General features: G+C 67.0%; 10 protein-coding genes. 7 read left to right on the plus strand and 3 right to left on the minus strand.

What is annotated here, in order from left to right:
* Positions 1 to 141: 141 nt before the first annotated feature.
* Positions 142 to 912, minus strand: coding sequence for a transcriptional activator FtrB (gene ftrB, locus ACOYJQ_RS17480; protein ID WP_433460297.1), 771 nt, complete (start codon positions 910 to 912; stop codon positions 142 to 144).
* Between the two features lie 306 nt (positions 913 to 1,218).
* On the opposite strand from ftrB, the gene ACOYJQ_RS17485 reads away from it, so the two are divergent.
* From ACOYJQ_RS17485 to mobA, 7 genes are read left to right on the plus strand one after another with little or no spacing between them, the layout of a single operon-like run.
* The gene (locus ACOYJQ_RS17485; RefSeq protein ID WP_433460298.1) at positions 1,219 to 3,966 is read left to right on the plus strand and encodes a nitrate/nitrite transporter; all 2,748 of its coding nucleotides are present in this window, start codon (positions 1,219 to 1,221) and stop codon (positions 3,964 to 3,966) included.
* 13 nt (positions 3,967 to 3,979) lie between these two features.
* The gene (locus ACOYJQ_RS17490; protein WP_433460299.1) at positions 3,980 to 7,735 is read left to right on the plus strand and encodes a nitrate reductase subunit alpha; all 3,756 of its coding nucleotides are present in this window, start codon (positions 3,980 to 3,982) and stop codon (positions 7,733 to 7,735) included.
* Positions 7,732 to 9,261 (plus strand): nitrate reductase subunit beta, encoded by a 1,530-nt coding sequence (narH, locus tag ACOYJQ_RS17495; RefSeq protein WP_433460300.1) that lies wholly within the window; start codon positions 7,732 to 7,734, stop codon positions 9,259 to 9,261. The genes ACOYJQ_RS17490 and narH overlap by 4 nt, the downstream gene beginning before the upstream one ends.
* 2 nt (positions 9,262 to 9,263) lie before the next feature.
* On the plus strand, positions 9,264 to 10,001 hold the full coding sequence (narJ, locus tag ACOYJQ_RS17500) for a nitrate reductase molybdenum cofactor assembly chaperone (RefSeq protein ID WP_433460301.1): 738 nt from the start codon (positions 9,264 to 9,266) through the stop codon (positions 9,999 to 10,001).
* A gap of 3 nt (positions 10,002 to 10,004) precedes the next feature.
* Entirely contained in the window at positions 10,005 to 10,754 is a 750-nt protein-coding gene (gene narI / locus ACOYJQ_RS17505; RefSeq protein WP_433460303.1) for a respiratory nitrate reductase subunit gamma, read from the plus strand.
* On the plus strand, positions 10,751 to 11,857 hold the full coding sequence (locus tag ACOYJQ_RS17510) for a peptidylprolyl isomerase (protein ID WP_433460304.1): 1,107 nt from the start codon (positions 10,751 to 10,753) through the stop codon (positions 11,855 to 11,857). The genes narI and ACOYJQ_RS17510 overlap by 4 nt, the downstream gene beginning before the upstream one ends.
* On the plus strand, positions 11,854 to 12,495 hold the full coding sequence (gene mobA / locus ACOYJQ_RS17515) for a molybdenum cofactor guanylyltransferase (protein WP_433460305.1): 642 nt from the start codon (positions 11,854 to 11,856) through the stop codon (positions 12,493 to 12,495). Before ACOYJQ_RS17510 ends, mobA begins: the two co-directional genes overlap by 4 nt.
* Here the strand turns inward: mobA and modC are convergent.
* Both modC and modB read right to left on the minus strand, forming a co-directional pair.
* The gene (modC, locus tag ACOYJQ_RS17520; RefSeq protein ID WP_433460306.1) at positions 12,467 to 13,525 is read right to left on the minus strand and encodes a molybdenum ABC transporter ATP-binding protein; all 1,059 of its coding nucleotides are present in this window, start codon (positions 13,523 to 13,525) and stop codon (positions 12,467 to 12,469) included. The genes mobA and modC overlap by 29 nt on opposite strands.
* Complete coding sequence (gene modB, locus ACOYJQ_RS17525; RefSeq protein ID WP_433460308.1) at positions 13,522 to 14,214, minus strand: molybdate ABC transporter permease subunit; 693 nt, start codon at positions 14,212 to 14,214, stop codon at positions 13,522 to 13,524. Before modB ends, modC begins: the two co-directional genes overlap by 4 nt.
* Positions 14,215 to 14,219: the final 5 nt, after the last annotated feature.

Below are 14,219 nucleotides of genomic sequence, written 5' to 3' on the forward strand. Positions count from 1 at the left end.
GTCGGGATCATGCAGTTAGCCCTGTTGCAGATATGGCCGCCGGGTTGACGGCTGCGCAAGCCGTCCGGGCGCCGCCGGCCCTTCATGCCAAATTGTATACCGGGTTCATCATTTGCAAGCCGTAAACGGCGCCGTGGCGCTCTACGCCCAGGAACGATGCCCGTTCCCCAGCGGCCAGCGTTCCCGTTCGGCCTTTCCCAGCGGCTCCTCAAGAGGCGGCGTATGGTTGTCGATCCAGGCGGAAGGCCGCGCCAGGCGCGAGAGCTTGTCGGGATTGCCGAGACGCACGCGGTTGCCGTCGACGACGACGCCGTAGGCATCGAGCTTGGCGAAGGCGCGCGAGAGGTTCTCCGGCGTCATGCCGAGCAGCGAGGCCAGCACGCGCTTCTCGTGCGGAATGGTGACGTCGACGCCGCCGCCCTGGCGCACCTGCAACGTGACCAGATAATTGGCCAGCCGCTCCACGGCGCTGCGCAGCTTGAGATTCTTCACCGAGCGCACCAGCCCGCGATAGCACCCGGCCAGCTCCTGCGACACCTCGAAGCAGAAAGCCGCGTCGCGCTTCATGCCCCGGCGCAAGGCGTTGCCGGATATCATCAGGATCTCGGATCGTTCGAGCGTCACCGCGCCCATCAGCGACGTGGTGTCGAGCACCACGGCGGCGAGGATGAAGGTGGAAACGGGCCGCAGCACGGCGAGCGTCGTTTCCTTCTCCTTCCAGGTGCCCTGCAATTCAACCTGCCCGTCGAGCAGCACATAAAGGAAATCGACGGGATCGCCTTCGAGAAGCAATGTCGTTCCCGCCGGAAACCGTTGCAGGAACGCGCCGCCCGTGACTTCGTTGAAGGTGTCGGCATCCGCCCCCGCGAACAGCGGCAGCGTCCTGATACGTTCCAGATCGGTTGTGCGCATGGCTTGAATCGCTGCTTTACGGGTAGCTGGATCGCTCGCTGCGGCTTGATGCAGGTCAAGCCCGGGAACTATATTCGTGTTTTTAGAATCTGTCAAAATTGATGCCCTTGATTGGCATCAATTAGGCTGAAAATTGACAAAAGGCGCTCCCCGCAAGATCGCCGTCAAGTCCGGATCGATTCCGGATTCCCGTCACGAAGGCGCTTGATTACGGTCAAGTCCGATCCGGCACGGCCGGGTGAAGGTTTCCGCAGAAGGACATATCGCGAAGCAGCCGCGCCGCGAACCTGTCCGCGAGGAGCCATCATGATCACATCAGACCAGCCGGCTCAAGGTGCCCGTTCCGCCCTGTGGATGAGCACCGGGGCCTTCACGGCGTGCTTCGCCGTCTGGACGATTTTCTCCATCATCGGCATCGACATCCAGCGTCAACTCGGTCTCAGCGAGACGCAGTTCGGCCTTCTCGTCGGCACGCCCATCCTCACCGGCTCGCTCATCCGCCTGATTCTGGGGGTGTGGACCGACCGGTTCGGCGGCCGCGTCATGCAGCTCATCGTCATGCTGTCGGCGGCGGTCGCGACCTTCCTGCTGGCCTACGCCCAGACCTATCCGCAATTCCTGATCGCGGCGCTCGGCGTCGGCATCGCGGGCGGTTCGTTCACCGTCTCCACCACCTACGTGTCGAAGTTCTTCCCCGCCCGTCTGCAAGGCACGGCGCTCGGCATCGTCGGCGCGGGCAACGTGGGCGCGGCCGTCACCAAGTTCCTCGCGCCGATGGTCATGGTCGCCTTCGGCTGGAACACGGTCGCGCAGGTCTGGGCGGCGGCGCTCGCCGTCATCGCCGTCGTCACCTTTCTCGTCACGCGCGACGATCCCCAGCTCGCCGAGCGCCGCCGCACCGGCGCGCAACCACGCCCCTTCGCCGAACAGTTCGCGCCGCTGAAGAACCTTCAGGTCTGGCGGTTCGCGCTCTACTATTTCTTCGTCTTCGGCGCTTTCGTGGCGCTGTCGCTGTGGCTGCCGCGCTATCTCGTCGCCAATTACCATTTCGACGTCAAGACGGCGGGCATCGTCGCCGCCGCCTATTCGGTGCCGGCCTCGCTGTTCCGCATCTACGGCGGCCATCTCGCCGACAGGGTGGGCGCGCGCAAGGTGATGTACTGGACGTTCATCGTCTCCGTCGTCACCACCTTCCTGCTCTCCTACCCGCCGACGAGCTATGTCGTGGACGGCATTCACGGCCCGATCGGCTTCCGCATCGAGACCGGCCCCGCGGCCTTCGTGGTCATCATCTTCGTGCTGGGCTTCTTCATGAGCCTGGGCAAGGCCGCCGTCTACAAGCACATCCCGATCTACTATCCGAAGGACATGGGCGCTGTCGGCGGGCTCGTCGGCATGATCGGCGGTCTTGGCGGCTTCATCCTGCCCATCGTGTTCGGCCTGCTGAACGATCTCACCGGCGTCGCGCAAAGCTGCTTCATGCTGCTGTTCCTCATCGCCACCGTCTCGCTGGTATGGATGCATGTCGCCATCCGCCGGATGGAAGCCGAGGCGGCCGGCACCGCCACGCGCGATCTGCCCGCCCTGCCGGAGATGCAGCCCGTTCACACCGCCGCGACGGCGGGCGCGCTCAAGGGCGCGGTCATCGAGGACTGGCGGCCGGACGATCCGGCGTTCTGGGAGGAGAAGGGCAAGCGGATCGCCAGCCGCAACCTGTGGCTGTCGATCCCGGCGCTGTTCCTCTCCTTCGCGGTGTGGATGGTATGGTCGGTCGTCGTCTCGCAGCTTCCGCGCATCGGCTTCGACCTTTCCACCAACCAGTTGTTCTGGCTCGCCGCGGTGCCGGGCCTGTCGGGAGCGACGCTGCGCATCTTCTACAGCTTCATGGTGCCGGTCTTCGGCGGGCGGCTGTGGACGACACTCTCCACCTGGTCGCTGATCCTGCCCGCGCTCGGCATCGGCTTCGCCGTGCAGAACCCGGAAACGCCCTACTGGATCCTGCTGCTGCTCGCGCTGCTGTGCGGCTTCGGCGGCGGCAACTTCGCCTCGTCGATGGCGAACATCGGCTTCTTCTTCCCGCGCTCGCAGAAGGGCAGCGCGCTGGCGCTCAACGCCGGGCTCGGCAATCTCGGCGTCAGCGCCATGCAGTTCCTGGTGCCGCTCGCCATCACCTTCGCCGTGTTCGGCAGTTTCGGCGGCGAGCCGCAGACGGCGGCCGGCAACGGCGTCGCCACCTCGCTCTATCTGCAAAACGCGGGCTTCATCTGGGTGCCGTTCATCATCGCCTCCGCCTTCGCGTCGTGGTTCGGCATGAACGACCTCGCCGCCGCCAAGGCGTCCTTCGCCGAACAGGCGGTGATCTTCCGGCGCACGCACAACTGGATCATGTGCTGGCTCTACACCGGCACCTTCGGATCCTTCATCGGCTTTTCCGCCGCCTTCCCGTTGCTGTCGAAGATCCAGTTTCCGGAGGTGAACGCGCTGCAACTCGCTTTCCTCGGCCCGCTGGTCGGCGCTCTCGCCCGCTCGTTCAGCGGCGGTCTCGCCGACAGGGTCGGCGGCGCAAAGGTGACGCTCGGCGTGTTCGTCGGCATGTCGGCCGGCATCGTCGGCGTCATCTGGTTTGCCGGGGCGGGCTCGTTCGCCGGTTTCTTCGCCAGCTTCATCCTGCTGTTCATCGCCAGCGGCGTCGGCAACGCCTCCACCTTCCAGATGATCGCGCCGATCATGCGCAAGGAGGTGGCGCGCCTCGAACCGCATCTGTCGCGCGAGGAAGCCTTGCATGAGGCGGACCGCGAGAGCGCCGCCATCACCGGCTTCACCTCGGCGATCGCGGCTTACGGCGCGTTCTTCATTCCCATGGGCTTCGGCCTCTCGATCGCGACGGCGGGCAACGCCGTGCCGGCGCTGGTCGTCTTTCTGGTGTTCTACGTCTCGTGCCTCGCGATCACCTGGTTCGTCTACGCACGCCCCGGCGGGCTGCTGCACGACGAGGAAAACCACAAGAAGCCCGGCGCCACCACCCCTCGTTCCGGCCCGCTGACGGCGCACTGACAGGAGCCCCACGATGAGCCATACGCTCGACCGCCTGCTGTTCTTCACCCGCAAGACGGAGACTTTTTCCAACAAGCACGGGGTGCTGACCGACGACGACCGCTCGTGGGAGGAGGCATATCGCAACCGCTGGCGGCACGACAAGATCGTGCGCTCCACCCACGGCGTGAACTGCACCGGCTCCTGCTCGTGGAAGATCTACGTCAAGGGCGGCATCGTCACATGGGAGACGCAGCAGACGGACTATCCGCGCACGCGCCCCGACCTGCCCAACCACGAGCCGCGCGGCTGCTCGCGCGGGGCGAGCTATAGCTGGTATCTCTATTCGGCCAACCGGGTGAAATACCCGCTGATCCGCGCCCGCCTGCTGAAACTGTGGCGCGAGGCGCGCGCCACGCTGACGCCGGTCGCCGCATGGGCGTCCATTCAGGAGGACGCGGAAAAGCGCAAGGATTACATCGGCGTGCGCGGCTCCGGCGGTTTCGTGCGCGCGCATTGGGAGGAACTGACCGAAATCATCGGCGCAGCCAACGCCTGGACCATCAGGAAGTACGGCCCCGACCGCGTGTTCGGCTTCTCGCCCATCCCGGCGATGTCGATGATCTCCTATGCGGCGGGCGCGCGCTACCTGCAACTGATCGGCGGCGTCTGCGGCTCCTTCTATGACTGGTATTGCGACCTGCCGCCCGCCTCGCCGCAGACCTGGGGCGAGCAGACGGACGTGGCCGAAAGCGCGGACTGGTACAATTCGAGCTTCCTCATTCTCTGGGGCTCGAACGTGCCGCAGACCCGCACGCCGGACGCGCATTTCTACACCGAAGCCCGCTACCGGGGCGCGAAATCGGTCGTCATCTGCCCGGACTATTCGGAAGCGTCGAAATTCGCCGACCTGTGGATGGCGGTCAAGCAAGGCACGGATGCGGCGCTCGGCATGGCCTTCGGCCATGTCATCCTGAAGGAGTTCCACGTCGACCGGCAGGTGCCCTATTTCCGCGATTATCTGCGCCGCTACAGCGACATGCCGATGCTGGTGCGCCTCGTGGCGAAAGACGGCGGCTATGTGCCGGACCGGCTCGTGCGCGCTTCCGACTTCTCGGACGATCTCGGCGAAACGAACAATCCTGACTGGAAGACAGTCGCCATTGATGAAGCCACGGGCCTCATCGTCGCGCCGAACGGCTCCATCGGCTTCCGGTGGGGCGAGCAGGGCAAGTGGAACCTGGAGGAAAAGGCCGGCGGCGAACCCGTCACGCTGCGTCTTGGCCTCAAAGGTATTCACGACGCGGTGGCCGGCGTGCGCTTCCCCTATTTCGGCGGCAAGGCCAGCAACGGTTTCGCCGCCACCGCCCACCCGGAAGTACTCACCCGCAACGTGCCGGTGAAGCGGCTCGCCCTGAAGGACGGCGAGGCGCTGGTGGCGAGCGCCTATGACCTGCTGCTCGCCAATTACGGCGTCGATCAGGGCTTTGGCGGCGATCACATGCCCGCCACCTACGACGATGCCGAGCCCTACTCGCCCGCCTGGGCGGAGGCGGTCACATCCGTGCCACGCGACCAGATCATCGCCACCGCGCGCGGTTTCGCCACCAACGCGGAAAAGACCGACGGCAAATCGATGATCATCATCGGAGCGGCGGTCAACCACTGGTATCACATGGACATGACCTACCGCGCCGCCATCAATATGCTGGTGATGTGCGGCTGCGTCGGCCAGTCGGGCGGCGGCTGGTCGCATTACGTGGGGCAGGAGAAACTGCGCCCGCAAACCGGCTGGGCGCCGCTCGCCTTCGCCCTCGACTGGGCGCGCCCGCCGCGCCAGCAAAACTCGACGTCCTTCTTCTACGCCCACACCGACCAGTGGCGCTACGAGACCGTCGCGACGGGCGAAATCCTCTCCCCGACCGCGCCCGAAGGCGACTGGGCGGGCTCGTTCATCGACTACAACGCCAAATCCGAACGTCTCGGCTGGCTGCCCTCCGCGCCGGCGCTGAAGACCAATCCGCTCGACGTCGCGACGGCCGTCGCCGCCGAGGCAATTCCGGCCGGCGAATACGTGGCGCGCGAACTCAAGGCCGGGCGGCTGGAAATGTCCTGCATGGACCCGGACGATCCGCAGAACTGGCCGCGCAACATGTTCGTGTGGCGCTCGAACCTGCTCGGCTCCTCCGGCAAGGGCCACGAATACTTTCTCAAGCACCTGCTCGGCGCCTCTCACGGCGTGCAGGGCAAGGATCTGGGCGAAGCGGGCCGCGAGAAGCCGCGCGACGTGACGTGGCATGACGAGGCGCCGCAAGGCAAGCTCGACCTGCTGGTGACGCTCGACTTCCGTATGTCGACCACCGCCGTCTATTCCGACATCGTGCTGCCCACCGCGACATGGTACGAGAAGAACGACCTCAACACCTCCGACATGCATCCCTTCATCCATCCGCTCGGCGCGGCCGTCGATCCGGCGTGGGAGGCGAAGTCGGACTGGGAGATCTTCAAGGCCATTGCGAAAGCGTTCTCGGCCGTCGCGCCCGAAGTGCTGGGCAAGGAGCAGGATGTCGTGCTCACGCCCATCCAGCACGACAGCCCCGGCGAACTCGCGCAAGCCTTCGACGTGCGCGACTGGTACAGGGGCGAATGCGAGCCCGTGCCGGGCAAGACCATGCCGGCGGTCGCGGTGGTGGAGCGCGATTATCCCAACGTCTACAAGCGCTTCACCTCCGTTGGCCCCCTGCTGGACAAGATCGGCAACGGCGGCAAGGGCATCGCCTGGCAGACGGGGCACGAGGTCGATCTGCTGCGCGCCCTCAACGGCGAGGTGCTGGAGGAAGGCCCGACCAGGGGTTTTGCAAAGATCGACACCGACATCGACGCCTGCGAGGTGGTGCTGATGCTCGCGCCCGAGACCAACGGCGAGGTGGCGGTGAAGGCGTGGCAGGCGCTCGGCAAGCTCACCGGGCGCGACCACACGCATCTCGCGGAGCCGAAAGAAGACGAAAAGATCCGTTTCCGCGATATCGTCGCCCAGCCGCGCAAGATCATCACCTCGCCCACCTGGTCGGGCATCGAGAGCGAGCACGTCTGCTACACGGCGGGCTACACCAACGTGCATGAGCTGATCCCGTGGCGCACCATCAGCGGCCGCCAGCAGCTCTATCAGGATCACCCGTGGATGCGCGCCTTCGGCGAGGCGCTCGTCGTCTACCGGCCGCCGGTGGACCTGAAGACGACGCACGTCAAGGGCCTGAAGCCCAACGGCGAGATGGAAATCGTGCTCAACTTCATCACGCCGCACCAGAAATGGGGCATCCACTCCACCTATACCGACAACCTGCTGATGCTCACCCTCAACCGGGGCGGGCCGGTGGTGTGGATCGCCGAGACCGACGCCGGCACGGCGGGCATCCGCGACAACGATTGGGTGGAAGTGTTCAACGCCAACGGCGCGATCACCGCGCGCGCGGTGGTGTCGCAGCGCATCCGCGAAGGCACGATGTTCATGTACCACGCGCAGGAAAAGATCATCAACACGCCCGGCTCCGAGATCACCGGCCAGCGCGGCGGCATCCATAACTCCGTCACCCGCACCATCCTGAAGCCGACGCACATGATCGGCGGTTACGCCCATCTCGCCTACGGCTTCAACTACTACGGCACCGTGGGCGCGAACCGCGACGAATTCGTCGTCGTGCGCAAGATGAAGAAGATCGACTGGCTGGAAGAGCCGCTGGCCGGTCAGCCCGCTTCCGCAACGCCCGCAGGGAAGGAGCTTGCCCGATGAAAGTCCGCGCGCAAATCGCCATGGTCCTCAATCTGGACAAGTGCATCGGCTGCCACACCTGTTCCGTCACCTGCAAGAACGTGTGGACCAACCGCGACGGCGTCGAATACGCCTGGTTCAACAACGTCGAGACGAAACCCGGCATCGGCTATCCCAAGGACTGGGAAAACCAGAAGCGCTGGAACGGCGGCTGGCGGCGGCGCAGGAACGGCCGCATCGAGCCGCGCATGGGCGCGAAATGGCGCATTCTGTCCAAGATCTTCGCCAATCCCGACCTGCCCGAGATCGACGATTATTACGAACCGTTCGATTTCGACTACGCCCATCTCCAGACCGCGCCGGAACTCAAGGCGTTCCCGACCGCCCGCCCGCGCTCGAAGATCACCGGCGAGCGCATGGAAAAGATCGAGTGGGGGCCGAACTGGGAGGAAATCCTCGGCGGCGAGTTCGAGCACCGCGCGAAGGACTACAATTTCGAGGGCATCGAGACCGAGATCTACGGCGCTTACGAAAACACCTTCATGATGTATCTGCCGCGCCTGTGCGAGCATTGCCTCAACCCGACCTGCGTCGCCGCCTGCCCCTCGGGCGCGATCTACAAGCGGGAGGAAGACGGCATCGTCCTCATCGATCAGGACAAATGCCGGGGGTGGCGCATGTGCGTTTCCGCATGTCCCTACAAGAAGATCTATTACAACTGGGATTCCGGCAAATCCGAGAAATGCGTCCTGTGCTATCCGCGCCTTGAGGTGGGCCAGCCCACGGTCTGCTCGGAAACCTGCGTCGGGCGCATCCGCTATCTCGGCGTGGTGCTCTACGACGCCGACCGCATCGAGGAAGCCGCCTCGACCGAGAACGAGCAGGATCTTTACGAGGCGCAGCTCGGCATCTTCCTCGATCCCGCCGACCCGGCCGTGATCGCGCAGGCGCGCGCGGACGGCGTGCCCGAGGCGTGGCTGGAGGCCGCGCGCCACAGCCCCGTCTACAAGATGGCGATCGACTGGAAGATCGCCTTTCCATTGCATCCCGAATACCGCACGCTGCCGATGGTGTGGTACGTGCCGCCGCTCTCGCCCATCCAGTCGGCCGCCGCCGCCGGCGTGCTGGAGATGGACGGCGACATGCCGGATGTGAAGAGCCTGCGCATTCCCCTGCGCTATCTCGCCAACATGCTGACCGCCGGCAAGGAGGCGCCGGTCGAACTGGCGCTCCGGCGCATGCTCGCCATGCGCGCCTTCATGCGCGCGAAAACGGTCGAGGGCGTCATCGACCATCCGGCGGCGGAGCGGGTCGGCCTCACCGCGCCGCAGGTCGAGGAGATGTACCGCTATCTCGCCATCGCCAATTACGAGGACCGCTTCGTCATTCCCACCGTGCACCGCGAGACCGGCGAGGACGCCTTCGACCTGCGCGGCGGTTGCGGCTTCACCTTCGGCAACGGCTGCGGCAGTTCCGATGTCGGCCTGTTCGGCAAGCCGAAGCACGCGCACGGGCACACGCCCGCCAGCACGCCGATGGAGGCATGAGCATGAGAGGCATGAACATGGCCAAATCCCTGCCCTCGCCCGAGAAGCCCTCGCCAAAGACCTACCGGGCGCTGGCGGCCTTCCTGTGCTATCCCACCGAGGATGTACAGGCCGCAGCCCCGGCGGCCATGGCCGTCATCGCCGATGAAAGCGGCCTGCCCCGCCCCCTGATCGAGGCGCTCGAAAAACTCGCCGGCGAACTCGCCACCGGCGACCTTCTCACCGTGCAGGAGCGTTACGTCAGGCTGTTCGACCGCACCCGCTCGCTGTCGCTCAACCTCTACGAGCATGTACACGGCGAGAGCCGCGAGCGCGGGCAGGCGATGGCGGCGCTTCTCGCGCTCTACCGCTCGCGCGGGCTCGAACTGTCGTCGCGGGAGCTGCCGGACCACCTGCCGGTATTCCTCGATTTCCTCTCCACCCGCCCGCCCGCCGAGGCGGCCTCGCTGCTGGCCGAAGCCGCGCATGTGCTGGAGGCGCTGGCGGAACGGCTGAAGAAGCGCGCCAGCCCCTATCGGGCCGTGTTCGGCGCGCTGGTGCAACTTGCCGGCGAGCGCGCCGACCGCGAGGCATTGCGCGCGCTGCTCGCCGAGCCCGACGAAGACCCGGACGATCTCGACCGGATCGACAAGGCATGGATGGACGAACCGGTGAATTTCGGTCCCGGCGAGGCCGGCTGTCCGAAAGCGGACAGCTTTATCCGCCAGATGAACAACGGCAAGATGAACAAGGGAGTGTGAGAAATGGCCACGGAACCCGTCGCCGCCGGCGATATCGGCTGGATCACGCAGGCCGTGTTCGGCTATTACCCGTATGTCGCGCTGACCACGCTCGCGCTCGGCTCGATCATCCGCTTCGACCGCGAGCAATACACGTGGCGCTCCGGCTCGTCCCAGCTCCTGCGGCGCAAGCAGTTGTTCTGGGGATCGACGCTGTTTCACCTCGGCATTCTCGTCATCTTCTTCGGCCACCTCGTCGGCCTGCTGACGCCCATCGCGGTGTTCGATTTCATCGGCATCAGCCACGGCCAGAAACAGGTGCTCGCCATCGTCGCCGGCGGTGTGGCGGGCATCTGCTGCATGGCCGGCGCGCTGCTGCTGCTGCACCAGCGGCTCTACGATCCGCGCATCCGCCAGACGTCATCGTTCTCGGACATCGCCATCCTGATCATGCTGACGCTGCAACTGGCGTTGGGCCTGCTCACCATTCCGGTCTCGCTCCAGCACCTCGACGGCGGCGAGATGGTGAAGTTCATGCAATGGGCGCAGGGCATCTTCAGCTTCCGGCCGGGCGCCGCCGCCTACGTCGCGGATGCGCACTGGATCTTCAAGGCGCATCTCGTGCTGGGCCTCACCATCCTGCTGGTGTTTCCCTTCACCCGTCTCGTTCACATGCTTTCCGCGCCGGTCTGGTATCTCAACCGGCGCGGCTGGCAGCTCGTGCGCACCCGGCGGGATATCGGCCCGAAAAAGCACCCGGAGCCGGCGGAATGATCAGGACCAGCATCGTCGTGGACGGCGTGGAGATTCCCGAGGCTCTGATCGCGGAGGAAGCGCAGCACCATCCCGCGCCATCCGCGAAGGCGGCGCGGGAGGCCGCCGGCCGCGCGCTCGCCGCCCGCGCCCTGCTGCTGGCGCGCGCAAGGGAACTCGCCCTCGTGCCGCTGCCGGAGCGGGACGACGCGGGCCGCGAGGAAACCGCCGATGAGGCGCTCATCCGCGCCGTCCTCAGCCGCGAGGTGGAAACGGAGCCCGCCGATAGCGCCGCCCGTCTGCGCTTCTACGAGAGCAACCGCGACCGCTTCCGCGCCCCCGATCTCTACGACGCCGCGCACATCCTGTTCGCGCCGAAAAAGGGCGCGCAGGATGCCCTGCACGAGGCCCATGCGCGTGCCGGGGAAGCGTTGCGGCACATCAGGCGCGCGCCGCAAACCTTCGCCGACATCGCACGCGACGTTTCGGACTGCCCCACCGGCAAGGCGGGCGGGCATCTGGGGCAGATGCAGACCGGCGACCTCGACCCCGCCGTGGAAGCGGCGCTCGCCGCGCTCGCACCGGGCGAGATATCCGCGAGCCCGGTGCGCTCGCGCTACGGCTGGCACATCCTGCGGCTCGACCGGCGTCTCGCGGGCGCGGTGCTGCCCTTCGCCCATGTGGAAGAGGCGATCCGCCTGCATCTCGACAGCCGCGCGTGGATGCAGGCGGCGGGCCGCTATGTGCGCCGGCTGGCCGACGACGCACGCGGCAAGGGCGTCGTCGTCTCGCTCACCGCAGACGGCACCGTCGGCACGCCGACGCTCACGCTCGGACAGGTGCTCGGCGCGGACGCCGCCACGCTGGCGCGCTTCGAGGCATGGCTCGCGGCCGCCGATCCCGATCTCATGGCACGGGTGCGCGCCGTGGCGGATGCCGATGTCGCCGGCCTCATCCAGCGCGAGGCGCGCGCCTTCATCGCGGGGGCGGATGACGAGACGTGGACGTCGCTGATCTCCGCCGCGCAGAACGGCGCCGATCCCGTACTCGCCGCCCTGCGCTTCATGCTGCGCAGCAAGCTGGTGCCGCCAAAGCCCACCCGCACCCTGATCCGCACCGTATGACCGAAACCGCCCCGGCCTATGATCCGTGCGTCGTCATCCTCGCCGGCGGCGAGGGGCGGCGCATCGGCGGCGGCAAGCCGCAACGCCGGCTCGCCGGGGAAACGCTGCTCGCCCGCGCCCGCGCGCTCGCCGGATCGTGGTCGCCGCACGTCGCGGTCGCCGTCCGTCATCCCGGACAGGCGCCGGTTGATGCTGAAATCGTCATCGACGATCCGGCCGTCGACGGCCCGCTGTCTGGCCTTCTCGCCGGCCTGCGTCATGGCCGCGCGCTCGGCTGCCGCGCGGTCCTGACGATCCCCTGCGACATGCCGTTCCTGCCCGCCGATCTCGCGTCAGGACTGTCCGCGGCGCTGGCCGGCATCGCCGGGCCGGCGGTCGCCGTGGCGTCGAGCGCCGGACGGCTTCATCCCGTTTGCGCCCTGTGGACGCCGGATACGGAGGCCATCCTGCTGGAGCAGGCGGCTGCCGGCAGGCTGTCGTTGACCAACCTCACCGAAAGGCTCGACCGGCGCATCGTGGACTGGCAGATGCTGAACGGGCCGGCGGCGGCCGTCGATCCGTTCTTCAACATCAACACGCCGGAAGATCTCGCCTTCGCCGAGGCGCTGCTCACAGCACCTGCACGGCGATCGACTTGAACAGCGCCAGCACCGGCTTTCCGGCCTCGATCTCCAGTTGGGCGACGGAATCGGGCGTGAGCTGCGACAGCAGCAGATTGTCGCCCACGGCGACCTCCACCAGCGCCAGCCTGCGGCCGGGGGCCTCGCGCACGGCGCGCACCGTGCCGGGAACGATATTGTTGGCGCTGATGCGCGCGGGCCGCTCCAGCGCCAGCACCACGTCGCTCGCGGGAATGCGGATGCGCAGCCGGCTGCCGCACGGGCGGTCGATCCTCGGCACGAGGAAACGTGCGTCTGCGCCTGCGGTCAGCACGGTCAGCGCCCGCGCGTCGTCATGGGCGGCGATTTCGGCCGGGATGATGGCCCCGGCGTCGCTGCCCAGCGCCAGCGGCAGGTCGGCGCGCGCCGCGATCTCGCCCACCGGCCCGCAGCCGATCACCCGCCCGGCTTCCATCAGCACCAGCGTGTCCGCCAGCCGCGCCACTTCCTCCATCGCATGGGAAACGTAAAGCACGGGCGTGTGCAGATTGTCGCGCAGGCGAGCGAGATACGGCAGGATTTCCGCCTTGCGCGCGGCATCGAGCGCCGCCAGCGGCTCGTCCATGATGAGCAGTCGCGGCTGCGACAGAAGCGCCCGCCCGATCGCCACCCGCTGGCGCTCGCCGCCGGAGAGCTTCACCGGATAGCGTTTCAGCAGATGGCCGATGCCGAGCAGTTCCACCGTGTCGCCGAAATCGATCGGCCCCGGCGGCGCGCGGCGTAGGCCGTAGCGCAGGTTGTCCCGCACCGACAGATGCGGAAACAGCCGCCCGTCCTGAAAGACGACGCCGATCCGCCGCCGCTCCGGCGGCACGTCCGACAGCACCGCGCCGTCCAGCACGACCCTGACCTCATCGGCCCTCAGGAGGCCGGAAACCGCCGACAGCACCGTCGACTTGCCGCAGCCCGAGGGGCCGAACAGCGCCGTGACGCCGGGAACGGGCGCGGAAAAGGAGACATCGGCGGCGAAGTCCGAAAAACGGTGCCGGAGAAAAACGTCGAGGCTCATGATTGCAGGCGCTTCCCGGACCAGCGGCCGAACCATTCGCCGGCAAGCAGCCCCGCCACCGCCAGCACGATGGAGATCAGCGCCAGCCGCGCCGCCGCCGCCTCGCCGCCCGGCGTCTGCAAGGCCGCGAAGATGGCGAGCGGCAGGGTCTGCGTCTGCCCCGGCACGTTGGAGGCGAAGGTGATGACCGCGCCGAACTCGCCAAGGCTCGCCGCATAGCCCATGATCGCGCCGGAAATCACGCCCGGCAGCATCAAGGGCAGCGTCACCGTGAAGAAGCGGTCGACCGCGCCCGCGCCCAGCGTGCCGGCCGCCTCCTCAAGCCCCGCATCCACCGCGTCGAGCGACAGGCGGATGGCGCGCACCATCAGCGGAAAGGTCATCACCGCGCAGGCGAGCGCCGCCCCGGTGGCGGTGAACACGAGGCGGACGCCGAACCATTCATGCAGGAACTGCCCGACATAACCGCGCAGCCCGAAAACGACGAGCAGCAGCCATCCCACCACCACCGGCGGCAACACCAGCGGCAGATGCACGACGATGTTGAGGATCGTGCGCCCCGGCATGTTCCGCCAGCGCAGCAGCAGCGATGCGACGATGGCGGCCGGCAGGCCCATCGCGATGGCGTTCGCCGCCACCGCGAGGCTCAACCGCACCGCCTGCCATTCCTCGGGCGTGAGCGCGAACATCGGCC

Source organism: Pseudochelatococcus sp. (assembly GCF_050946405.1).
Classification (GTDB): Bacteria; Pseudomonadota; Alphaproteobacteria; order Rhizobiales; family Beijerinckiaceae; genus Pseudochelatococcus.